Genomic DNA, 22,303 nt, shown 5'->3' with positions numbered 1-22,303 from the left:
TCAGCGGCCCTGGTTCTTCACCGCTTCGATGGCGGCTTGGGCTGCGGCCGGGTCCAGGTATTCGCCGCCGGGGGTGACGGGCTTGAAGTTGTCGTCGAGTTCGTAGTAGAGCGGGATTCCGGTCGGGATGTTCAGGCCGACCACGGTCTTCTCGTCGAGGTTGTCGAGGTGCTTGACGAGGGCGCGGAGTGAGTTGCCGTGGGCGGTGACCAGGACGGTCTTGCCGGCGTTCAGGTCGGGCACGATCGCGTCGTACCAGTACGGGAGCATCCGCTCGACGACGTCCTTCAGGCATTCGGTCGCGGGCAGGATCTCCGGCGGGAGTCCGGCGTACCGCGGGTCGCCGGCCTGGTCGTACTCGGAGCCGCGCTCGATCGCCGGCGGCGGGGTGTCGTACGACCGGCGGAACAGCATGAACTGCTCCTCGCCGAGCTCCTCCAGCGTCTGCTTCTTGTCCTTGCCCTGCAGGCCACCGTAGTGCCGCTCGTTCAGCCGCCAGGACCGCCGTACGTCGATCCACTGGCGCCCGGCCTCTTCGAGCGCGATGTTCGCGGTCCGGATGGCGCGCCGGAGCACGGACGTGTGCAGCACGTCGGGCAGCAGCCCGCGCTCGAGCAGCAGCTGACCGCCGCGGTGCGCCTCCTCGACGCCCTGCGCATTCAGGTCGACGTCGACCCAGCCGGTGAACAGATTCTTGGCGTTCCAGTCGCTGTGGCCGTGGCGGAGCAGGATCAGGCGATAGGTCATACCTGCATGTTATCGAGGCTCCAGCCAGCCCTTGAACGCGTCCAGGTTTCGAGTCGACTCGCCACGCGCCACCCGCCACTCGTATTCGCGCCGGATCGATGACGCGAACCCCATCTCGAGGATCGTGTTGAACGACGAGTCGGCGTACTCGAGCACCGCGCCGAGCAGCCGGTCCACCTCGGTCGGGGTGATCGCGTGCAGCGGGACCCGGCCGTCGAGGTGGATGTCGCCCAGGTGGTCGACGGCGAACGCGACGCCGTACATCTTCAGGTTCCGCTCCAGCAGCCAGCGGTACACGGCCGCGTGGTTCTCGTCCGGGTGCCGCGCGACGAACGCGTGCACCTGAACCGCCTGCGGGCCGACGGTCAGCGAGACCGTGGTCTTCAGCTTCCGCTCCCCCGGCAGGTCCACGACGAACGCGCCCGGTTCACTCTCGGTGAAGTCGAGCTCGTTCTCGGTCAGCACCTGGCGGATCACGTCCGCCGCCGAAACTCTCACCCAGCTACCTCCGCCGCGATCTCCGCCGCCATCGTCTGCGTGGCGGTCCGGTACGCCGCCAGCGTCTTGCGGGCGGTCAGCTCCCAGCCGAATCCCCGGGCGTGCTCGACCGCCGCGTGGCTCATGCTCTCGCGGGTCGCCGGATCCGTCGCGATCCTCGACAGCGCGTCGGCGAAGTCGTCCACGCCGTGCCCACGGACGAGGAACCCGGTCCGCCCGTGCAGCACCGCCGTACTCAGGCCGCCGACGGCCGCCGCGACCACCGGCGTACCGCAGGCCTGCGCCTCCAGCGCGACCAGCCCGAACGACTCCGAGTACGACGGGACGCACACGACCGACGCCGCGCGGTACCACGAGGCCAGCCGCGCCCGCTCCATCGGCTTCACGAAGCGCGTGACGTCGGAGATCCCCAGCGCCCTGGCCAGCTCGGCGTGCGACTCGGGGTGCTCCATCCCGTTGCCCGACGGCCCGCCGATGATCGCGACCACCAGCCGGGACCGCAGCGACGGGTCCCGCTCGAGCATCCGCGCCGCGGCCCGGATCAGCAGGTCGGGCGCCTTCAACGGCTGGATCCGGCCGACGAACGCGAGGACGACGGCATCGGCCGGCAAGCCCACTTCCTGCCGCGCGGCCTCCTGCGAGCCCGGACTGAACAGCTCCAGGTCCACACCGGGATTCACCACGCCGACCTTCGCCGGCGCGGCGCCGTACAGGTCGATCAGCTCGCGGGCCTCGTCGTCGGTGTTGGCGAGCAGCCGGTCCGCGGCCTCGACGACCTGCTCCTCACCGAGCAGCCGCGCGGGCGGTTCGGGTACGTCGTCGTCCGCGAGGCTGGCGTTCTTCACCTTGGCCATCGTGTGCATGGTGTGGACCAGTGGGACCGCCCAACGATCGCGGGCGAGCAAGCCGACCTGCCCGGACAGCCAGTAGTGCGAGTGGATGACGTCGTACCAGCCGGGCTCGTGGATCGCTTCGGCGCGCAGGACGGCCCGGGCGAACGTGCACAGCTGCGCCGGGAGCTCGTTCTTCGTCAGGCCCTCGTACGGGCCGGCGGCAACGTTGCGGACCACCACGCCGGGCAGCAGCTCGACGCGGGCCGGCAGCGCGGACGCGGTCGCCCGGGTGAACACGTCGACCTCGATGCCCAGTCCGGCCAGCTGTTTGGACAGCTCGACGACGTACACGTTCATGCCGCCGGCGTCGCCGGTTCCGGGCTGGTCGAGCGGTGACGTGTGGAGGCTGATCATCGCGACCCGCCGGAGTGGACGGTCGGCGGAGAAGTCGGTCACCTGGTCAGGGTAACTCCGGGGTCTCGGCGGGGTATCGGGACTTCTCCCTATCCGCGGCGGTCCAGCTCGCGAGCAGCCGGAGGTTCTGCTCGGAGGTGGAGCCCGGCTCGACGGTGTACGTCACCAGCAGCTGGTCCGGTTCACCCGGCGGCTGGAGCGTCTCGTACTGGACGGTGATGTCGCCGACCAGCGCGTGGTGCTGCGTCTTCGTGCCGAACGTCTTGTCCTTCACGTCGTGCCGGGCCCAGTGCTCCCGGAACTCCGGGCTGCGGATCGAGAGTTCGCCGATCAGCTCGGTCAGCTCCGGATCGTCCGGGTAGCGGCCCGCGTACATCCGCAGGTAGCCGACGGTCTCCTCCGCGACCGCGTCCCAGTCCGGATAGAAGTCGCGCGACGCCGGATCGAGGAAGACCAGCCGCGGAATGTTGCGGTCCTTGCGGTCCAGGCTGCCGAAGTCGGCGATCAGCGCCGCGGCCAGCCGGTTCCAGCCCAGGACGTCCATGCGGCGGCCGAGGACGAACGCGGGCACGTCCGGCATCGAGTCGAGCAGCCGCTGCATTCCCGCGCGCAGGCGCTGCTGCGGGCGGCGCCGCGGAGGGCGGCGGACCGGTTTCGCGAGCAGTGCGAGGTGCTTGCGCTCGTCCTCGGTCAGCTTCAGGACGTCGGCGACCGCGTCCAGGATCTCCTGCGAGACATTGTCGGTGCGGCCCTGTTCGAGGCGGACGTAATAGTCGGCGCTGACTCCGGCGGCCTGGGCGAGTTCCTCGCGGCGCAGACCGGGTACGCGGCGCCGCCCGCCGTACACCTTGATGCCGAGCTCCTCCGGTTGCACGCGTGCCCGGCGCGACTTCAGGAATTCGGTCAGCTCCGCACGGCGATCCATGCCTTCCAGTATCCAGATCCCCCGGGCCCCCAACCTGGTCCTGCCAGAACCAGGCTCAGCAGACACCTGGGTAAGCCTCGGCGGCCGCTCCAGGATCGGTGCCATGACCAACTTGAGCATTCGCAACGCTGTAGTGACCGGTGCCGCCAGCGGAATCGGCGCCGCGATCGCCACCCAACTGGCCGATGCCGGCGCGTCGGTCGCGCTCGTCGCGCGGCGGCAGGACCGCCTCGACGACCTGGCCGGCAAGCTGGGACCGCGGACGTTCGGCGTCGGGCTGGACGTCACGTCGCAGGAGTCCGTGGACGGCGGTTTGGCGCGGATCCACGAGCGGCTGGAGACCGTCGACCTGGTGGTGAACGCGGCCGGCGTGATGCTGGCCGCGCCGGTCGCCGACGGGCGGCTCGACGACTGGACCCGGATGATCGACACGAACCTGACCGGCGTACTGCGCCTGGTGCGGGCCTTCACGCCGGACCTGATCGCGGCAGCCGGCGCGGGCCGGACCGCGGACCTGGTGAACATCTCGTCGATCGGGGCGCACGTGGTGTTCCCGGGGTACGCCGTGTACGGCGCGACCAAGGCGGCGCTGACCCATCTGTCCGCTTCGCTGCGCGCCGACCTCGCGCCGTACGACGTCCGTGTGACGAACATCGAGCCCGGGCTGACCGACACCGAACTGGCGACGCACCTCGACGCCCCGGGCCAGGACCTGATCGCGTCGATGAACGAGCAGATCGGCCCGCTGCACGCCGACGACATCGCCGACGTGGTGACGTTCGCGGTGAGCCGGCGCCGGGAGCTGAACCTGCGCCAGATCATCGCGCTGCCGACCCGCCAGGCCTGACCTTTGGTGGGGCTACGTCCACCCCCACTGGCGGACTCGCACCACTGCTTCCCGGGCGCCGCGCCGAAAGCATTGAGGACATGCGTACAGTCCTCGAAGAAGTCAGGTCCTGGCATCGTCCGTTGGTGCTGATGGTGCTCGTCATGTCCGGTCTCGTCGCGGTGTCCGGGATCGGTCTGCTGGTCGACGGCCGCGAGATCCTCAACGAGTCCGTGTGGCTGAAGCCGTTCAAGTTCGGCCTGTCGTTCGTGCTGTACGGCGGGACGCTCGCCTGGCTGCTTTCCAAGCTGCGCAAGGCGAAACGCTTCGGCTGGTGGACCGGGACGGTGTTCGCGGTGACCGGGATCGTCGATGTCGGGTTCATCGCCGTCCAGGCCGCGCGCGGCACGTTCAGCCACTTCAACGACAACTCCGACACGTTCAACCAGGTCGGCCAGAAGGTCTTCATGTCCGGTGTCCTGGGTCTGTTCGGCGCGAGCCTCGTGGTCGCGATCATGCTGCTGTTCCAGCGGATCGGTGACCGGCCACTGAATCGGGCGATCCGGGTCGGCCTGGGGCTGGCTGTGGCCGGGATGGCGCTCGCGTTCTACCTGGTCGGTTCGCAGGGTCAGCGGCAGGAGGTCACGGACGCGTACGGGCACCCGGTCACGCTGGCCGGCAGCCACGGCATCGGCGTCGAGGCGGGCGGTCCGGGGATGCCGTTGACGAATTGGAGCACGGTCGGCGGCGACCTGCGGATCCCGCACTTCGTCGGACTGCACGCGATCCACTTCCTGCTGCTCGCGGTCCTGGCGCTGAGCCTGCTCGCCGCCCGCATCGAGTGGCTGCGGCCGGAGCGGGTCCGCAACCGGCTCATCGGCGTCGCGGCCTTCGGCTACACCGGCGTGATGCTCACCGTGACCGTCCAGGCCTTCCGGGGGCAGGCGCTCATCCACCCGGACGGGCAGACGCTGGCCATGCTGGGCGGATTCCTGGCCGTCAGTGCCGTGGCACTCGCGGGTGTCATCGCATCCGCCCGCCGGCGTCCCGCCGTACCCGCGCACGCGGCGTCGCGGCAGCCTGTCGGAGCCGGCCGGTCCTGAGACACCCGGCTTCCGCGGCCAGCGGGTTTGAGAGACTCGGGCTATGACTTCCGAGCGTCCTCTGGCCGTGGTGACCGGTGCTAGCAGTGGGATCGGGGCGGCGTCGGCGCGCTACCTCGCCCGCGAAGGTTTCGAGGTGATCTGCGCCGCGCGGCGGCTGGATCGGATCGAGGCGCTGGCCAAGGAGATCGACGGCCGTGCGGTGCAGTGCGATGTGACGTCGGCCGACGACGTCGCCGCGCTGACCGCGGCTGTCGGTGACGAGCTGCAGGTGCTGGTGAACAACGCCGGCGGCGCGTTCGGCTTCGAGCCGGTGGCCGAGGCCGACCTGGATGCCTGGCGGCGGATGTACGAGGTGAACGTGATCGCGGTCGCGGCCGTCACCAAGTCGTTGCTCCCGGCACTGATCGCCGGGCGCGGCACGATCATCGTGATGGGCTCGACGGCCGGCCAGGTCGCCTACGAGGGCGGCGGCGGGTACGTCGCCGCGAAACACGGCGCGAAGGCCGTCGTCGACACGCTCCGCCTCGAGCTGTACGACCAGCCGGTCCGGGTCAGCGAGATCGCGCCCGGCATGGTCCGCAGCGAGGGCTTCGCACTGACCCGCTTCGACGGCGACCAGTCCAGGGCCGACGCCGTGTACGCCGGTGTCCGCGAGCCGCTGACGTCGGAGGACGTCGCCGACATCGTCGCCTGGATCGCCACCCGCCCGGCGCACGTGAACATCGACCGCATCACGGTCCGCCCGCGCGCCCAGGCCGCCCAGCACAAGGTCTTCCGGGAGCAGTAAGAAGCAGTAAACGGTTCACGTGAGCCGTCTCACGGGCAGGGTGCTTGCAATTGCAAGCACCCTGCTAGCACACTGGGGACATGGCCAAGTTGAGTGATCGGGCAGCTGGGGCGGTGGGCTCCCTCGGGGAGTACCTCGCCGAGCAGCGGCGGCAGGCGCAGTTGTCGCTGCGGCAGTTGTCCGACCTGGCCGGAGTGTCGAACCCGTACCTCAGCCAGATCGAGCGCGGCCTGCGGAAACCGTCGGCCGACGTGCTGCAGCAGCTCGCGAAGGCGCTGCGGATCTCCGCGGAGACCCTGTATGTGCGGGCCGGCATCCTCGATCCGGACGAGAGCCAGGAGGGCAAGCAGTCCTCCGGTGTGGTCGACGCCGTCCTGCTCGACCCGGCGTTGAACGAACGGCAGAAGCGTGTGCTGCTGGACGTCTACACGTCGTTCGTCCGCGAGAACACCCCTGCCGAATGACCCCGTACCTGCTGATATCCCGAGGAGAAGCCTGATGGCTACCCGTACGCCTGTTACCCCGTTCTACGCGATCGCCGGCGCCGGCGACCTCGCGGTCGAGAAGGTCCGCGCCGTCGGCGAGGACGTGACCGCCCGGTTCGCCAAGCTGGACCAGAAGACCCTGCAGGCCGAGCTCACCAAGGAGCTGACCAAGGCGCAGGGCGAGCTGACCAAGCGGTTCGAGGCGATCGTCGCCGACGCGCGCACCGCCCCGGCCAAGCTGCGCGAGCTGCCGAAGACCGCGCAGGCCGGTTTCACCGTCGTCCTCGGCCAGGCCGAGGAGACCTACGAGGACCTGGCCGGCCGCGGCAAGGACCTGGTCGAGCGGATCCGCCACCAGAAGGCGACCGAGGACCTGGTCACCTCTGCCAAGACCACCGCGAGCAAGGCCAAGGCCACCCGGACCACCACCCGGAAGACCGCTCAGTCCGCGACCCGGACCGTGAAGGCGACCGCGACCAGCGCCCGCAAGACCGCGAAGGCCGCCACCAAGGCCGCCCAGTCCGCGGCCGACAAGGTCGGCGACTGAAGGTCTCGCCTCACCACAGACAGTGACGATTCGCCCACTTCGCGGTGAATCCTGGGACCGGGCGGTCCACAGCTGCGCCTGAGCAGCGGTGGGCCGCCCGGTCTGTCGGTTAGGCTCGTAGCATGATCACCTTCCAGAGCCTGATCCCCGGGTTCGACGATCCGCTGTCGGTCATCTGGTGGGTGCTGCTTGCGATCAAGCTGGTCGCGCTCGCCGACGCCGTCTTCCGGCCCCGGGCGGTCTTCATCGCCGCCGACAAACTCACCAAGCCCGGTTGGGTGCTGATCCTGACCGTGTTCACCCTCAGCCAGGTGTTCCAGGGCTGGCTGAGCTTCTTCGGCCTGATCGGCATCGTCGCCTCGGCCGTCTACCTCGTCGACGCCCGCCCCGCCCTTCGCGCCGCCACCGGCCGAGGCCGCGGCGGCTGGGGCGCGCTCCGCCGCCGCCGGGGCCCCCGCCCGCTCTGACCTACGAGCGGTAGACGATGACCTTGTCGCCGACGTGGACCTCGTCGAAGAGGATCTTGATCTTGGCGAGGTCGCGGACGTTGACGCAGCCGTGCGACGCGCCGTTGTAGCCGCGGGCCGCGAAGTCTGACGAGTAGTGCACGGCCTGGCCGCCGCTGAAGAACATCGCGTACGGCATCTTCGAGTCGTACAGCTTCGAGACGTGGTTGCGGCTCTTCCAGCCGACCGTGAAGCTGCCCTCGCGGGTCGCGGTCTTCACGGCGCCGAACCGGACGTCCAGCTGCATCTTGACCACGCCGTCCACGACGTACCGCAGCTTGCGGCTGGTCTTGTCGATGCAGAGCGCCACCCCGGTCGCGCAGCGCGCGTCGAGCGTCTTGCCGTTCACCACCGGCACCGGCGGGTACAGCTCGGTCTGCGTCGGCTCGTGGGTGAGCTTGACGAGCTGGTCCCACGTGTTCTGGTCGACGTACCCGAGCGCCGGGATCCCGTGCGCCTTCTGGAACTTCTTCACCGCGGACCGGGTCATGGTGCCGAACTCGTTGTCCAGGTAGCGCTTCTCGAGCACCTTGAGCTGCACCAGCCGCGCCTCGACCTTGCGCACGTTCACGCCGGAGGAGCCGTTCTTCCACAGCGCCTTCGGGTAGATCGGCAGCTCGCCGCTGACCTCGAACGGCACCGTCTTCAGGTCCTGCGGGGCCGCGGTCGCGCTGGTTCCGGAACTCAGGAGTGCAGCAATCGTGCCCGCGACGACCAGCCCGCTCAGCACCTTGCGAATCATGAGCCCACGCATCGGACAAACCCCTCCGGTAGCCCCGTTCCTACACTTGTAGGACGTCCTCACAGCCATTTCGGTTGGCCCAGCGTACCTGGAGGATGACCGCATGGAGACCGTTGTCGACACTGTGAACCTGGGCACGCCGATCGCCTACCGCTCGGCCGGCAGCGGGCGTCCGGTGGTGTTCCTGCACGGCAACCCGACGTCGTCGTACCTGTGGCGGAACGTTCTCGGCCCGGTCTCCGCGATCGCCCGCTGTATCGCGCCGGACCTGGTGGGGATGGGCGGATCAGGCCCGTCGGACGCGGACGCGAGCCTGCGATACCGGTTCGTCGACCATCGGCGCTACGTCGACGCGTTCCTCGAGGCACTCGGGCTGACGGACGACGTGATCCTGGTCGGCCACGACTGGGGCGGCGTGCTCGCGGTCGATTGGGCCCGGCGTCACCCGCACGCCGTTCGCGGGATCGCCTACCTCGAGACGCTCGTCGCACCGGTCACCTGGGACAGCCCGAACGCTCCCGCTCCGGAGCTGTTCCGCAGACTCCGGAGCCCGGAGGGTGAGCAGCTCGTGCTGACGGACAACATCTTCGTCGAGACAGTGTTGCCGAGCGGCACGCTGCGCGAGCTGACCGGCGACGAACTGGCGCAGTACCGAGCGCCGTACGTCGAGCCCGGGGAGAGCCGACGTCCGATGCTGACCTGGTCCCGGGAGATTCCGATCGACGGCGTCCCGGGCGACGTCCACGACATCGTCGCGGCGAATGCCGAGTGGATGGGCACGTCGCGGGTACCGAAGCTGTTCGTGAACGCCGATCCGGGTGCCCTGCTGAACGGACCGCTGCGCGAGCAGTGCCGCCGTTGGCCGAACCAACGGGAGGTGACGGTCGCCGGACTGCACTTCCTGCCCGAGGACTCGGCGACGGAGATCTCCGCCGCGCTCCTCGACTGGATCCCCACCGTGTGAAGGATGGAGCTGCCCATGGAGATCGTGCTGAGCACCGCCGACATCACCACGGTGCCCGCGGACGCGATCGTGAACGCCGCTCACCACGCTCTGCGCGGCGGCGGTGGCGTCGACGGCGCGATCCACCGGGCCGGCGGCCGCGAGATCCTCGACGAGCTCATCGAGCGGTACCCGAACGGCACGCCGACCGGTACGGCGGTCTGGACCACAGCCGGTGCGCTGCCGGCGTCGTACGTGATCCATGTCGTCGGGCCGAACTACACCGCCGGCCAACGGGATCCCGCGCTGCTCGAGTCCTGCTACCGCAACGCACTGCGGATCGCGGACGAGCTCGGGGTGCGGACGATGGCGCTGCCCGCGGTCTCGGCCGGGATCTACGGCTGGCCGGCACAGTCGGCGGCCGACATCGCCGTACAGACGGTGCGCCGGACGCCGAGCAGCGTCGTCAAGGCCACCTTCTGCCTGGTGGAACCGCGGCTCTACAAGGCCTTCCAGAACGCGACAGCGGCCGGGGACTAGCTCCCCGGCCGCTGTCGGTACGCCGATCTCACTTGCTGTAGACGACCACCCGGTCGCCGACCTTCACCCGGGCGAAGATCCAGGCGATCTTCTTCTTGTCACGGACGTTCGCACAGCCGTGCGAGGCGCCGTTGTAGCCGCGAGCCTTGAAGTCCGACGAGTAGTGCACCGCCTGGCCGCCGCTGAAGAACATCGCGTACGGCATCTTGGTGTGGTACAGCGACGAGACGTGGTTCTTCGACTTGCGGTAGACGCGGAACACGCCGTTCCGCGTCGGGGTCTTGCTGGAGCCGAACCGCACGTCCAGCACCTGCACCGGCTTGCCGTTCACCATGTAGACCAGCTTGCGGGTCTTCTTGTTGATGCACAGCACCCGCCCCTTGGTGATGCAGCGGCTGTCGATGCGGTACTTCGCGATGAGCTTGCTGGTCGAGGTCGCCTTCGCCGTCGCGGCCGCGGCCCTCGGCGGCAGACCGACCGGAGCCGGAGCCGTCGTCGATTTCTGCGCCGACGTCGCGACCTGCGGCGCGGCCTCAGCCGTAGTGGTCGCCGACAGTGCGCCGACGCCCACGAACGCGGCGGCCGTCAGGGTTGCGCCGAACTTACGCAGAATGCCCATGTTTCCCTTGTCCTTCCCCCAAAGAGTGCTTCCACAAGACAGACGTCGCTACTTCACGTCTGGTTGGTAACGAATCAAAACTTTCTTCCCCGCCACTGACCGAGAAATGAGTATCACACCGACGGAGCCGTGTGCGCGCTCCGTCGGCGACCGTTTCCAGTTCGTGTTCTAGGAGGCCAGCGCCCGCAGCCGGCGCAGGACCTCCGGGGCGCCCAGCGCCTGCGCGGTCGCGTGCAGGTCGGGGCTTCGGGTGGCACCGGTGATCGCGACCCGGACGAGCTGCGAGGCCTCGCGGATCGAGCCCACGTACGCGTCCGGATCCTTCTTGTATTCCTTGGCGTTCGGCGCGAACCGGTGCTTGCCGGCGAGGGTACGGATCTGGTCGAACCACTCCTGCGGGTCGTCCAGATGCTCGTAGTTCTCCACCAGGTCCGTGGCGAACGCGGTCACCACGTCCGCGGCCACCCCGAGCGGAACCAGCCGTTCGTCGGACGGCCCGTCGACCGGGACGAACAGCTCGGGGAAGAAGAAGCCGTACGCCGGGCGGAAGTCCGACCACTTGCGCAGGTCCTTGCGCGGGTTGTCGACCCCGTCCCGCTCGACCGCCAGCGCCCGCAACGCCAGCTCCTTCTCGTTGTCCAGCACGGGAACGAGGTCCGCGTCGTACTCCACCGCCCAGGCCCGGACTGCCTCGAGGATCTGGGGCCCGCTCAGCGTCGCGATGTGGTCGGCGCTGATGTCCTCCAGCTTCACCAGGTCCACGAGCGGACCGGCGACACCGCACTGGCCCAGGTCGATCGGCGTCGACAGCGCCTCGGCCAGCGGCATCTCGGCGAGCCGGCCGTTGGCCAAGCCACGCAGGTAGTACAGCACCGCGTCGGCCGGGTAGCCCGCGCCGATGTAGAAGTCCACCCCGGCCTCGGGGTCCTTGCGCTTCGACAGCTTCCGCTTGCCGCCCGGGATCTGCTTCATCAGCGGCGCGATGTGCGCATACGTGATCGGGTCGAACTCGAGCGCCGCGAACAGCTGCTGGTGCAGCGGCACCGAGGAGATCCACTCGTCGCCGCGAATCACCAGATTCACCCGCATCAGGTGGTCGTCGACCGCGTGCGCGAAGTGGTACGTCGGCAGCCGCGGCGACAGGTCCGAGGCTTTCAGGATCACCGCGTCGTTGCGGTTCGCCTCGTGCTCGAGCCGGCCGCGGATCGCGTCCACGAAGCTGGTCCGCGTCTCGCCTTCAGGTGCCCGGAAGCGCACGACGTACGGCGCACCTTCGGCGAGCTTGGCCGCGACGTCGGACGGGTCCGCGTCGCGCCAGATCGCCCACTTGCCGTAGTACCCGGTCGGGACCTTCGAGGCCTGCTGGCGGGCGGTGATGTCGGCCAGCTCGTCCTTGGTGGCGAAGCACAGGTACGCCTTGCCCTGGCGGAGCAGATGCCGCACGTACGTCAGGTAGATCTGCTCGCGCTGCGACTGCAGGTACGGCCCGTACGAGCCGTGGTCGCGGTCCTCGTCGGAGCTGATGCCGAAGTACTCGAAGGCACGCGCGAACTGCTCGAGCGCACCCTCGACCTCACGGGACTGGTCGGTGTCCTCGACGCGGACCAGGTACACCCCGCCGGTGTTCGACGAGATGTCCCGGTCGATCATGCCGACGTAGACGCCGCCGATGTGGATGAAACCGGTCGGCGAGGGGCCGAGGCGGGTGACCTTGGCCCCCTCCGGCAGCTGCCGGAGGGGATACCGGTCCTCCCAGTGCTGCGACTCCGGAAGGTCGGTCGGGAACAGCCCGTCGATCACAGCACGATCCAGCATCTCTCAGCTCTTCGTCTTGCGACCGAGCTTCGCGCGCTCGATCTGGGTGAGGGCGACCTTGCGCATCCGGATCGCGTCCGGCGTGACCTCGACGCACTCGTCCTCGCGGCAGAACTCCAGCGACTGCTCGAGCGACAGCTTCCGGGCCGGCACCAGCTTCTCGAACTCGTCCGCGTTCGAGCGGACGTTCGTCATCTTCTTTTCCTTGGTGATGTTCACGTCCATGTCGTCGGAGCGCGAGTTCTCGCCGACGATCATGCCCTCGTACACCTCGGTGGCCGGCTCCACGAACATGGTGCCGCGCTCCTGCAGGTTGATCATCGCGTACGACGTGGCCGCGCCGGCCCGGTCGGACACGAGCGAACCGGACGGCCGCGTGCGCAGCTCACCGAACCACGGCTCGTACCCCTCGAAGACGTGGTGCGCGATGCCGGTACCGCGGGTGTCGGTGAGGAACTCGGTGCGGAACCCGATCAGCCCGCGGGCCGGGACCAGGAACTCCATCCGGACCCAGCCGGTGCCGTGGTTGGTCATCTGCTCCATCCGGCCCTTCCGGACCGCGAGCAGCTGGGTGACCGTGCCGAGGTACTCCTCCGGGCAGTCGATCGTCAGCCGCTCGACCGGCTCGTGCCGCTTGCCGTCGATCTCGCGGGTGACCACCTGCGGCTTGCCGACGGTCAGCTCGTAGCCCTCGCGGCGCATCTGCTCGACCAGGATGGCCAGCGCGAGCTCACCACGACCCTGCACTTCCCAGGCGTCCGGACGCTCGGTCGGCAGCACCTTCAGCGACACGTTGCCGACCAACTCGCGGTCGAGCCGGTCCTTGACCAGCCGCGCGGTCACCTTGGTGCCCTTGACCCGGCCGGCCAGCGGCGAGGTGTTGGTGCCGATCGTCATCGAGATGGCCGGCTCGTCCACGGTGATCAGCGGCAGCGGCTTCGGGTTGTCCGGGTCGGTCAGGGTGTCGCCGATCATGATCTCCGGAATGCCGGCGATCGCGACGATGTCACCCGGGCCGGCCGAGTCGCCCGGGACGCGCTCGAGCGCCTCGGTGACCAGCAGTTCGGTGATCTTGACCTTCTGGATCGAGCCGTCGTGGCGGCACCAGGCCACCTGGGAGCCCTTCTTCAGCGTGCCTTCGTGCACGCGGACCAGCGCGAGCCGGCCGAGGAACGGCGAGGCGTCCAGGTTCGTCACGTGTGCCTGCAGCGGCGCGTCCTCGGTGTACTCCGGGGCCGGGACGTTGTTCAGGATCGTCTCGAACAGCGGCTCGAGGTCCTCCGAATCCGGCATCCCGCCGTCGGCGGGCTGGTTCAGCGAGGCGCGGCCGGCCCGGGCCGAGGCGTAGACGACCGGGAAGTCCAGGGCGGACTGGTCGGCGTCGTGGTCGAGCAGGTCGAGGAACAGCTCGTACGTCTCGTCGACGACCTCGGCGATCCGGGCGTCCGGTCGGTCGACCTTGTTGACCACCAGGATCACCGGCATCTGCCGGGCCAGCGCCTTGCGGAGCACGAAGCGGGTCTGCGGCAGCGGGCCCTCGGAGGCGTCCACGAGCAGCACGATCGCGTCCACCATCGACAGGCCGCGCTCGACCTCGCCGCCGAAGTCGGCGTGGCCGGGGGTGTCGATGATGTTGATCGTCATCTGCTCGCCGTTGGCCATCTTGTGCCGGACGGCGGTGTTCTTGGCGAGGATCGTGATGCCCTTCTCACGCTCCAGGTCACCGGAGTCCATCGCCCGCTCGTCCACGTGCTGGTGGGCTCCGAAGGCGCCGGACTGCCACAGCATCGCGTCGACGAGGGTGGTCTTCCCGTGGTCGACGTGGGCCACGATCGCGACGTTGCGCAGGTCGTTACGGACAGGCATGAAGGAGCGCTCCAAGTCATCGATGGGTGTTAGGCGGTGGCTACGGCTGGTTTCACGTGCCACTCGACACAGGGCGCAGCCCTCACATCCTACCCGTCACAGATCGTGTCCCACGAATCGGGCAAGCCCTTTACATTCGTTGACTGGACGTCCAGTCTATAAGCGGCGCCTGGGGAGGGGCCGCAACAACGGGGGGTCAGCCCGGGGCGCCGGGCACGTGAATGAGGGGTTGCCCGGCGCTTCAGGCTTCGACCTTCGGAAGAGGAATTCGTGCCGCGATCGGCCACCGTCAATCAGGAACTGCGGGAACGCTCCCGCGAACGGATCCTGGCCGCGGCCCTGGAAACTTTCGCCGCGAAGGGCTACGAGGCCGCGTCGATCTCCGACGTCACGACCGCCGCGGGCGTCTCCCGCGGCCTGGTGTCGTACTACTTCGCCACCAAGGAACAACTGGCCGCCGAGCTCCTGGACCGCTGGCTGGACGGCATCGCCGGCCTGTTGTCCATCCAGGGAACTCCTGATGAACGTCTGGCCGGCATCATCGACGGCGCGCTGATGGCCGCCGCGACCACACTGCCGATCCAGCGGCTGGCGATCACGCTGATGATGCAGCCCAGCACCCACGACGTCTTCGCCCGCGTCGAGCAGGCCAAGTCCGATCGGCTGTCCCTGGTCGAGGATGCCATCCGCGACGTCTTCGCGGCCCGCGACGCCGCCGACCCGGCGATCGAGGAGATGTTGCTCAGAGCAACCTTGGAGGGCGTGACCGTCAAGCTCGCGATCTACCGCGAGACCTTCCCGCTCGAGGACATGCGCCGCCGCCTGTACGCCGGGTACGACCTGCCCGCCCCCGCCGTACCGCTGCCGATCACGTCACCCCCGGTCGACCGCCTGCGCGCCAAATAGCCCCGGCGGGTCAGGCGAAAGTCGGGGCGTGCGGCCGGACCGCGCCGACCACTGCGTCGCCGCCGGTGAGGTCGAAGTGCAGGTGGTTCTCGATCGTCTCGTTGGTGATGCCGAGACGCTGGAGGGTCGCCGCCATCACGACCTTGCGGGCGCGCGGCGTACCGTCCTCGAGCTTCAGCGCGATCCCGGTACCGTCCGCGAGACCGACGGCGTACACGCCCTCCGCACCGGCCTTGCAGAACAGGCCGTTGACGGCCCGCATCAGCTCGGCCTCGTCACGCGTACTCCCGCTGGCGTACTCCGGGTACGCCCGGAACGCGTCGGCGATCCGGCCTTCGGGCGTGTCCGCGGCCGCGCCGGCGAAGCGTCCGAAGGACCGCGCCAGGCCGGCCAGCGTCAGCGCGAAGATCGGTGCACCGCAACCGTCCACCGCGACGTGCGAGACCTGCTCGCCCGCGGTGTCCTCGATCGCGGTCCGGATCTCCTTCTGCAGGGGGTGATCCGGCGAGCGGTAGTCCTCGAGCGACCAGCCGTTGAGCTTGCTGGTCAGCAGCATCGCGGCGTGCTTGCCGGAGCAGTTCATCACGATCCGCTCCTTGCCGTGACCGCCGCGCACCCAGGCGTCCCGGGTGTCGTCGTCCAGCGGGTACGCGACCGGCGTCCGCAACGCCGACTCCTCGAGCCCGGCCTCCGCGAGGATCTTCCGGACACCATCCAGGTGGAACTGCTCACCGGAGTGCGACGCGCCCGCGAGCGCGAGCAGCTCGTCGGTCAGCGGCAGACCGCGGCGGAGCATGCCGAGGGCCTGCATCGGCTTGTTGGACGAGCGCGGGAACATCGGCTGGTCCACGACGCCGACGGCCCAGTCGACGGTGCCGTCGGGGTTGGTCACCACGACGGAGCCGCGGTGGTGGCCTTCGACGAAGTCGCTGCGGACGACGTCGGCCAGGAGCACAGGTTCGGTCACGGCTGAACTGTACAGGTGCAAAACGCCGTGTTGCGAATGATTCCCCTCACAAACGCGAGCGGACGTGCAGGCCGGCCTCGGGGTCGACCAGGAGCTCCTGTGTGGCGGTCACCGTGGGCTGGTCCTCGGCGACGATCTCCAGCACGGCCTCGGGGTCCACGTTGCGCTTGACCAGGGCGAGGGCGATCGGGCCGAGCTCGTGGTGACGGGCGGCGGAGCCGATGAAACCGACCTGCTTGTCGCCGGCCTTGACGGCGTACCCATGCGCCGGGAGGTGGTCGACCGAACCGTCCAGGTGCAGCAGCACGAGGCGGCGCGGCGGGCGGCCGAGGTTGTGCACCCGGGCCACCGTCTCCTGGCCGCGGTAGCAGCCCTTGTTGAGGTGTACGCCGACGCCGAGCCAACCCAGCTCGTTCGGGATCGCGCGCTCGTCGGTGTCCAGCCCGAAGCGCGGGTGGCCCGCCTCGATCCGCAACGCCTCATAGGCCCACACCCCGGCCGCCGGGCCCTCCAGACCAGCCAGCTCGGCCCGCGGCAGGAACACCTCGTGACCGCCGAGCGAGTCCTCGCCGCTGCGGGTCAGGCGGTCACCTTGAGCAGGGCCTGACTTCCAGATGATCGCGTAGTCGTCCGTCACATCGGTGATCTCGACGCGCGACATGAACACCATCTTCTGCAGCCATTCCACCAGCGCAGCCGCCGCGCCCGGCTCCGTGTGCAACCAGAACGTCTCGCCGTTGTCCACGCCGTACATGACGTGCTCCACGTGGCCCGTCGGCGACAGCAGCAGCGCCGTCGTCGACGTCCCCGGCTTGAGACCCTCGAAGTACTGCGTGGTCAGCGCGTGCAGCCAGGTGAGCCGGTCCGGGCCGGTGATCGTGACCACGTCGCGGTGCGACAGGTCGACGAACGCCTCACCGGCGACCAGCGCCCGCTGCTCGCGCAAGTCGGAGCCGTAGTGCGCCGCGACACCGGCGTCGAGTCCGTCGGCCTCGACCGCGCCGGGCCGGTCCAGTAGGGGGCTGCGCTTGCGTGACATGTCACCAGAGTACGTCGAGCGGCGTACGGCGAACGCCTCCCGTCGTGGGATGTGGACAGACCCCCTGCCCGGAGACGCTGTGAGTACGACAGGCGAAGGGAGCAGGGTGATGAACGACAAGCAGTTCCGGTTCGGTGTGGTCGGCAGTCCGACGACCGGTTCGGAGTGGATCAAGACGGTTCGGCAGGCGGCGGACCTCGGGTACTCGACCGTGCTGATGCCCGACGGGCTGCAGTTGCCGTCACCGTTCCCGTCGCTGGCGATGGCCGCCGCGGTCGCGGACGTCCGGGTCGGCACGTTCGTCGCGGCCGCTCCGTTGCGTACGCCGCGGGCCGCCGCGTGGGAGGCGCACACGCTGACCGTGCTCACCGACGGCCGGTTCGAGTTCGGCATCGGCACCGGGCGGCCGGTCGCCGAGCAGCAGACGGCCGAGCTCGGCCTGCCGTGGGGATCGGCCAAGGAGCGCCGCGATCAGGTGCGCCAGACGCTCGACCACCTGCAGCAGCTCGACGGCGACCGCCGTACGCCGATCATGCTGGCCGCCGGTGGCCCGCGAGCGCTCGCCCTGGCGGCCGCCCGCGCCGACATCGTGTCGCTGGCGAAGGACGCGATGACGCCGCGCGCGGAGGTCGCTCAGCTGGTCCGGGACCTGCGGGAGCTGGCCGGTTCGCGGGCGGACGACATCGAGCTGGCGATGAACCTGTTCGCCGCCGGGACCCGCGAGCTGCCGCCGTGGACCAAGCGCGCGGCCGGCGTCGAGCCCGAGGTGCTGGAGGCGAGCGACTCGCTGATGATGCTGCGCGGTACGCCGCAGGAGATGGCCGACGAACTGCAGCGCCGCCGGGACGAGTTCGGCACGTCGTACATCAGCATCAACGCGACGTACCTCGAGGACCTCGCCCCGGTCGTCCAGCTGCTGAACGGCAAGTAGGCCTGCAGCTCGACAGTACGTATAGGCCCACTGCGCGTCACGCCAAGCGGGGGCACAGGCCGGCAGCGGCAGTAGTGGACGCATACGTACTGTCGAGCTGCAGACAGCGCGCTGCCCGCCGGTCTGTGGCCCGGCGGGCAGCGCTTGGAGGGGTGGGAAGGTGGCTAGTGACCGGCCGGCGCGTCGCCGACCGGGGCGGTGAGCGGGACGTCGCCGGCGTGGGTGTCGCCGGCGGCGAAGGCGACCTCGTCGAACGGGTCCTCACCGGCGAACACCTGGCGGGCCTGTTCCTTGTCGAACTCGCCGACCCAGTGGCCGACCAGCACGGTCGCGACCGCGTTGCCGGCGAAGTTCGTCAGCGCCCGGGCCTCGGACATGAACCGGTCGATGCCGACGATCAGGCCGACGCCGTCGACCAGGTCCGGGCGGTGCGACTGCAGACCGCCGGCCAGCGTGGCCAGACCGGCTCCAGTGACGCCGGCAGCGCCCTTCGACGCGACGATCATGAACAACAGCAGGGAAATCTGCTGACCGATCGAGAACGGCTGATCCATCGCCTCCGCGATGAACAGCGACGCCATCGTCAGGTAGATCGCCGTCCCGTCGAGGTTGAACGAGTAGCCGGTCGGGACGGTGATACCGACCACGGACCGGTCGACGCCGAGGTGTTCCATCTTCCCGATCAGCCGGGGCAGTGCGGTCTCCGACGACGAGCTGGACACGATCAGCAGGAACTCCCGGCCGAGGTAGCGCAGCAGCTGGAAGATCGACACCCCGGTGACCATCCGGAGAATGGTGCCCAGGACAACGATCACGAACAGCAGACAGGTGATGTAGAAGGCCAGCATGATCTTGCCGAGACTCACCAGGGCGTCCCAGCCGGTCGCGCCGACCACCGCGGCGATCGCGCCGAACGCGCCGATCGGCGCGGTCCACATGATCATCGACAGGATCTTGAACACCAGCCGCTGGATGTGACCGATGCCGGTCAGGATCGGCTGGCCCTTGGCGCCCATCGCCTGCAGCGCGAAGCCGACGAGCAGCGCGACCAGGACGGTCTGCAGGACCTCGCCCTCGGTCAGCGACGAGAGCAGCGACTTCGGGATGATCCCGAGGATGAATTCCGTCGTGGTCTCGTGCGCCCCGGCGGCCTGCTTCTGGCCGGCCTCGCGGAGCTTGTCGGTCAGGTTCAGTCCGGAGCCCGGCTGCACGAGGTTGCCGACCAGCAGGCCGATCGCGAGCGCGACCGTCGACATCACCAGGAAGTAGACGAGGGCGAGCCCGCCGACCTTGCCGACACTGGCGGCCTGGCGGACCGAGCCGATGCCGAGCACCAGCGTGCAGAAGATGATCGGGCTGATCAGCATCTTGATCAGGTTCACGAACCCGGTGCCGAGCGGTTTCAGCTCGACAGCGAAGTCCGGGAACAGGAACCCGACACCGATGCCGAGCAGGACGGCGACGATGACGGCGATGTAGAGGAAATGGGTCCGGTCGTTGCGCACCGGAGTCGGGCGGGGTTCGGTCGGGCTCGACATGGTCGGGACTCCCTGTATCGGCCTGGCGGAGGGGTGTTCGAGTAACTGTGACGTGACGCACAGGAGAACCGCGCATTTCGTTCATATCGTTCGCCCATATCGTTCGCCGCGTCGTTCGCCGCGTGAAGTCGGGGCAGACTGTTCGCCATGAAACGTCGGCCGTGGGAGTTGCGCCGCCAGGTTCTCTGGCTGCAGACCGTCACGGTCACCGTACTGATCGCGATGGTGTGGATCGTGATGGTCAGCCGCTCCCGCGCCCAGGCGTTGCGCGACCACGCCGCGAGCGGGATCCCCGTCCCCGGCTGGTGGGAGCTGGCCCGGCTCGACCTCCGTTCGATGCTCGGTATCGCCAGTCTGATGCTCGGGGTCGCGATCGCCGGCAACGCGCTCGTCACCTGGCGGGTCCGGCGAGCCACCCGCGGCGTGGGTACGCAGTCGCTGGCACGGATGCTCGACTTCTACGAGGGCGTGCTGCACGCGGCGCGCGAAGGGCTGATCCTGCTGGATCTTCACGGCCGGGTCCAGCTCGCGAACGACGAGGCGCTGACGCTGCTCGGGCTGCGCGCCGTCGATCCCGGTACGCCGTTGGAGGAGCTCAACCTCGGCGCTCCGTTGGCCGAGCTGCTCGCGACCGGGCGGACGGCGTACGACGAGCTGCACCTGGGCGCGCGGGGCGTCGTGGTCGTGAACCAGCAGCCGTCCGGGCGCGGGCGGATCGTCACGCTGCGGGACCACACCCAGCTACAGCGGTTGCTCGGCGAGCTGGACGCCGTACGCAGCCTGGCGGAATCCCTGCAGGCACAGAACCACGAGGCGTCGAACCGGCTGCACACCGTCGTCAGCCTGATCGAGATCGGGAAGCCGGAACGGGCCCGGGAGTTCGCGGTGTCGGAGCTGCAGTTCGCCCAGGCGATGACGGACCGCGTCGTCGGCACGGTCGGAGACCCGGTCCTCGCGTCGCTGCTGCTGGCAAAGCTGGCGCAGGCCCAGGAGCGCGGCGTCGTCCTGACCCTCGATCTCGGGCAGGAGGCGCTGAACACCCGGCTGCCGGCGCAGGATGTCGTGACCGTCGTCGGAAACCTGCTGGACAACGCCATCGAGGCCGCGCGCGGCGGCCCGGCGCCGCGGAAAGTCGAGTTCCGGGCCGCGACCACCGCGGACGCCGTCGACCTGATCGTGACGAACACCGCCGCCGAGCTGGGATCGGTCGAGCTGGCGCACATGTTCGAGCGCGGCTGGACGACCAAGGCCGAGCCGGGCCACGGGCTGGGGCTCGTGCTGGTGCGCAGCACGGTCGAGCGGTGGCAAGGTTCACTCATGGTGGATCCGGATTCCGAGCTGGACGACGTACCGGCGCTGACCGTGCGGGTGCGATTGCCGCGGGCGGTGGGCGCCAGTGCCTGACCTGCGGGTCCTCGTCGTCGAGGACGACCCGGTCGCCGCGGAGGCCCATCGCACGTACGTCGAACGGCTGACCGGGTTCACCTGCGTCGGAATCGCCGGTACGGCGGGGCGTGCGCTGCAGGTGCTCGCGCGCGGCGACGTCGACGTCGTACTGCTCGACATGCACCTCCCGGACGGGCACGGGCTGGACATCGTCCGCCGAATGCGGGCCCTCGGCAACCAAACGGACGTGGTCGCGGTGACGGCGGCCCGCGAGGTCGCGGCCGTGCAGGCGGCGGCGCGGATCGGCGTCGTGCAGTACGTGCTGAAGCCGTTCGCGTTCGAGACGTTGCGGGACCGGTTGACGGCGTACGCGAGACAGCGGCGGGCCGCCGCGCTCGGCGAGGTCGTCGCGGATCAGGAGGAAGTCGACCGGTTGTTGCACCCGGCAACCGTCTCGTCCGTGCCCAAGGGCCTGGCCGGCGGCGTACTCGACCGCGTCGTCCAGCTGCTCGCGAACCGTGAAGGGTGGACCGCCGAAGAGGTCGCGACCTCGCTCGGCACCTCTCGCATCACCGCGCGGCGCTACCTCGAGCACCTGGCCGACCAGGGGCAGGCGCTGCGGACCCAGCGCTACGACGGGCGCAGCGGACGGCCGAAGGTCGAGTACTCCTGGGTGGCCGAGAGTTAGGAGCGGACGAGCGTCGCCCACAGGTGCGGCTGCAGCGCCTGGCCTTCGGCGGCCATGTCGTACGCCCAGAGGAGCTCGCCGTTGACGAGACCGTACAGCCGGTGCCCGGCGGTGACTTCCTTCGCGGTCACGGTGCGGGCCACGACATCGGTCTGCAGCTCGATCTTCGCGCCGTCGATGTCGCCGTACCAGATCTCGGCGATACCGGTCGGGTGCGCCAGGATGACCTCGACCTTGTTGTCCGGCTGCGGCCGCCAGAACCCGGTCTCGACGGCGAGCGGACGCTCCTTGGTGCCGTCCTCGCCGACCACGAACGTCTGGCTCACATAATGCAGGTACGGCTTGCCGTTGTGGGTGAAGTCGATCTGCTGCCCGAACTCGAACTTCTCGATCGTCGGGTAGTCACCGTGCCCGCGGCCCTCCCAGCGGCCGAGCAGCCACGCGAGCGGGATCAGGTCCGGGTGCAGGTCCTGCGGGATCTCGAACGGCATGCGATCACTCAGTTCGCACTGCGGCCGCGGTACAGCCGGTAGACGACGAACGCCGAGAACCAGCCCATGAACACACAGACCAGAACCAGCAACGTGGTGAAGACGACATGCAGCACGCTGGTCAGTCTAGAGGATGCGTACGCCGGTCCTCGCCCGGC

Annotated in this window: 24 protein-coding genes; 12 read left to right on the top strand and 12 right to left on the bottom strand. The window is 69.3% G+C overall.

Features of this window, described 5'->3' with window-relative positions; genetic code table 11:
• The 4 genes from ACWEOO_RS00590 to ACWEOO_RS00575 are packed head-to-tail and all read right to left on the bottom strand — an operon-like array spanning nucleotide 1 to nucleotide 3,417.
• Nucleotides 1-747 (bottom strand): phosphoglyceromutase, encoded by a 747-nt coding sequence (locus tag ACWEOO_RS00590; protein WP_452141117.1) that lies wholly within the window; start codon nucleotides 745-747, stop codon nucleotides 1-3.
• 9 nt (nucleotides 748-756) lie between these two features.
• Nucleotides 757-1,245: a YbjN domain-containing protein gene (locus tag ACWEOO_RS00585; RefSeq protein WP_452141116.1), complete on the bottom strand. Its 489-nt coding sequence runs from the start codon at nucleotides 1,243-1,245 to the stop codon at nucleotides 757-759.
• Nucleotides 1,242-2,492 (bottom strand): D-inositol-3-phosphate glycosyltransferase, encoded by a 1,251-nt coding sequence (gene mshA, locus ACWEOO_RS00580; RefSeq protein ID WP_452141349.1) that lies wholly within the window; start codon nucleotides 2,490-2,492, stop codon nucleotides 1,242-1,244. The genes ACWEOO_RS00585 and mshA overlap by 4 nt, the downstream gene beginning before the upstream one ends.
• A gap of 46 nt (nucleotides 2,493-2,538) precedes the next feature.
• The gene (locus ACWEOO_RS00575) at nucleotides 2,539-3,417 is read right to left on the bottom strand and encodes a helix-turn-helix transcriptional regulator (protein WP_452141115.1); all 879 of its coding nucleotides are present in this window, start codon (nucleotides 3,415-3,417) and stop codon (nucleotides 2,539-2,541) included.
• Between the two features lie 103 nt (nucleotides 3,418-3,520).
• On the opposite strand from ACWEOO_RS00575, the gene ACWEOO_RS00570 reads away from it, so the two are divergent.
• The 6 genes from ACWEOO_RS00570 to ACWEOO_RS00545 all read left to right on the top strand — a co-directional run bounded on the left by ACWEOO_RS00570 (nucleotide 3,521) and on the right by ACWEOO_RS00545 (nucleotide 7,635).
• Nucleotides 3,521-4,264, top strand: a complete 744-nt coding sequence (locus tag ACWEOO_RS00570) for an SDR family oxidoreductase (RefSeq protein WP_452141114.1) — start codon at nucleotides 3,521-3,523, stop codon at nucleotides 4,262-4,264.
• A gap of 80 nt (nucleotides 4,265-4,344) precedes the next feature.
• On the top strand, nucleotides 4,345-5,346 hold the full coding sequence (locus ACWEOO_RS00565; RefSeq protein WP_452141113.1) for a hypothetical protein: 1,002 nt from the start codon (nucleotides 4,345-4,347) through the stop codon (nucleotides 5,344-5,346).
• Between the two features lie 43 nt (nucleotides 5,347-5,389).
• On the top strand, nucleotides 5,390-6,136 hold the full coding sequence (locus ACWEOO_RS00560; protein ID WP_452141112.1) for an SDR family oxidoreductase: 747 nt from the start codon (nucleotides 5,390-5,392) through the stop codon (nucleotides 6,134-6,136).
• Nucleotides 6,137-6,216: 80 nt separating this feature from the next.
• A complete protein-coding gene (locus ACWEOO_RS00555; protein WP_355695785.1) occupies nucleotides 6,217-6,600 on the top strand; it encodes a helix-turn-helix domain-containing protein in 384 nt (127 codons plus the stop codon).
• 34 nt (nucleotides 6,601-6,634) lie between these two features.
• On the top strand, nucleotides 6,635-7,168 hold the full coding sequence (locus tag ACWEOO_RS00550) for a hypothetical protein (RefSeq protein ID WP_452141111.1): 534 nt from the start codon (nucleotides 6,635-6,637) through the stop codon (nucleotides 7,166-7,168).
• Nucleotides 7,169-7,290: 122 nt separating this feature from the next.
• Nucleotides 7,291-7,635 carry a DUF2516 family protein gene (locus tag ACWEOO_RS00545; RefSeq protein WP_359934244.1) on the top strand — a complete coding sequence of 115 codons (345 nt, stop codon included), beginning with the start codon at nucleotides 7,291-7,293 and terminating at the stop codon, nucleotides 7,633-7,635.
• A 1-nt stretch (nucleotide 7,636) separates the two neighbouring features.
• On the opposite strand, the gene ACWEOO_RS00540 is transcribed toward ACWEOO_RS00545, so the two are convergent.
• The gene (locus ACWEOO_RS00540) at nucleotides 7,637-8,428 is read right to left on the bottom strand and encodes a L,D-transpeptidase family protein (RefSeq protein ID WP_452141110.1); all 792 of its coding nucleotides are present in this window, start codon (nucleotides 8,426-8,428) and stop codon (nucleotides 7,637-7,639) included.
• Between the two features lie 91 nt (nucleotides 8,429-8,519).
• Between ACWEOO_RS00540 and ACWEOO_RS00535 the strand changes: the two genes are divergently transcribed.
• Together ACWEOO_RS00535 and ACWEOO_RS00530 are read left to right on the top strand one after the other, a co-directional pair.
• Nucleotides 8,520-9,380 (top strand): haloalkane dehalogenase, encoded by an 861-nt coding sequence (locus ACWEOO_RS00535; protein WP_452141109.1) that lies wholly within the window; start codon nucleotides 8,520-8,522, stop codon nucleotides 9,378-9,380.
• 3 nt (nucleotides 9,381-9,383) lie between these two features.
• Nucleotides 9,384-9,899 (top strand): O-acetyl-ADP-ribose deacetylase, encoded by a 516-nt coding sequence (locus ACWEOO_RS00530; protein WP_452141108.1) that lies wholly within the window; start codon nucleotides 9,384-9,386, stop codon nucleotides 9,897-9,899.
• A 28-nt stretch (nucleotides 9,900-9,927) separates the two neighbouring features.
• On the opposite strand, the gene ACWEOO_RS00525 is transcribed toward ACWEOO_RS00530, so the two are convergent.
• From ACWEOO_RS00525 to typA, 3 genes are all read right to left on the bottom strand, one after another.
• The gene (locus ACWEOO_RS00525) at nucleotides 9,928-10,518 is read right to left on the bottom strand and encodes a L,D-transpeptidase (protein ID WP_363710067.1); all 591 of its coding nucleotides are present in this window, start codon (nucleotides 10,516-10,518) and stop codon (nucleotides 9,928-9,930) included.
• A 168-nt stretch (nucleotides 10,519-10,686) separates the two neighbouring features.
• A complete protein-coding gene (locus tag ACWEOO_RS00520) occupies nucleotides 10,687-12,333 on the bottom strand; it encodes a glutamate--tRNA ligase (protein WP_452141107.1) in 1,647 nt (548 codons plus the stop codon).
• Nucleotides 12,334-12,336: 3 nt separating this feature from the next.
• On the bottom strand, nucleotides 12,337-14,199 hold the full coding sequence (gene typA / locus ACWEOO_RS00515; protein WP_452141106.1) for a translational GTPase TypA: 1,863 nt from the start codon (nucleotides 14,197-14,199) through the stop codon (nucleotides 12,337-12,339).
• 270 nt (nucleotides 14,200-14,469) lie between these two features.
• Here typA and ACWEOO_RS00510 point away from each other — a divergent pair, with 270 nt between their 5' ends.
• A complete protein-coding gene (locus tag ACWEOO_RS00510) occupies nucleotides 14,470-15,105 on the top strand; it encodes a TetR/AcrR family transcriptional regulator (RefSeq protein ID WP_452141105.1) in 636 nt (211 codons plus the stop codon).
• A gap of 10 nt (nucleotides 15,106-15,115) precedes the next feature.
• Here the strand turns inward: ACWEOO_RS00510 and ACWEOO_RS00505 are convergent, their stop codons facing one another.
• Nucleotides 15,116-16,072, bottom strand: a complete 957-nt coding sequence (locus ACWEOO_RS00505) for an asparaginase (protein ID WP_452141104.1) — start codon at nucleotides 16,070-16,072, stop codon at nucleotides 15,116-15,118.
• A 46-nt stretch (nucleotides 16,073-16,118) separates the two neighbouring features.
• Entirely contained in the window at nucleotides 16,119-17,111 is a 993-nt protein-coding gene (ygfZ, locus tag ACWEOO_RS00500; protein WP_452141103.1) for a CAF17-like 4Fe-4S cluster assembly/insertion protein YgfZ, read from the bottom strand.
• Between the two features lie 109 nt (nucleotides 17,112-17,220).
• On the opposite strand from ygfZ, the gene ACWEOO_RS00495 reads away from it, so the two are divergent.
• Nucleotides 17,221-18,042, top strand: a complete 822-nt coding sequence (locus tag ACWEOO_RS00495) for an LLM class flavin-dependent oxidoreductase (RefSeq protein ID WP_452141102.1) — start codon at nucleotides 17,221-17,223, stop codon at nucleotides 18,040-18,042.
• Nucleotides 18,043-18,206: 164 nt separating this feature from the next.
• Here ACWEOO_RS00495 and ACWEOO_RS00490 read toward each other — a convergent pair whose 3' ends face one another.
• Complete coding sequence (locus tag ACWEOO_RS00490) at nucleotides 18,207-19,580, bottom strand: cation:dicarboxylate symporter family transporter (protein ID WP_359934266.1); 1,374 nt, start codon at nucleotides 19,578-19,580, stop codon at nucleotides 18,207-18,209.
• Nucleotides 19,581-19,727: 147 nt separating this feature from the next.
• Here ACWEOO_RS00490 and ACWEOO_RS00485 point away from each other — a divergent pair, with 147 nt between their 5' ends.
• Nucleotides 19,728-20,984, top strand: a complete 1,257-nt coding sequence (locus ACWEOO_RS00485) for a sensor histidine kinase (RefSeq protein ID WP_452141101.1) — start codon at nucleotides 19,728-19,730, stop codon at nucleotides 20,982-20,984.
• A complete protein-coding gene (locus ACWEOO_RS00480) occupies nucleotides 20,977-21,654 on the top strand; it encodes a response regulator (protein ID WP_452141100.1) in 678 nt (225 codons plus the stop codon). Before ACWEOO_RS00485 ends, ACWEOO_RS00480 begins: the two co-directional genes overlap by 8 nt.
• On the opposite strand, the gene ACWEOO_RS00475 is transcribed toward ACWEOO_RS00480, so the two are convergent.
• On the bottom strand, nucleotides 21,651-22,145 hold the full coding sequence (locus ACWEOO_RS00475) for an FABP family protein (RefSeq protein WP_359934272.1): 495 nt from the start codon (nucleotides 22,143-22,145) through the stop codon (nucleotides 21,651-21,653). The two genes, ACWEOO_RS00480 and ACWEOO_RS00475, sit on opposite strands and share 4 nt — an antisense overlap.
• Nucleotides 22,146-22,303: the final 158 nt, after the last annotated feature.

The sequence above is a fragment of the Kribbella sp. NPDC004138 genome (assembly GCF_053603655.1).
Note: the sequence above shows the minus strand (reverse complement) of the source record. Positions and strands in the feature narration are given on the sequence as shown.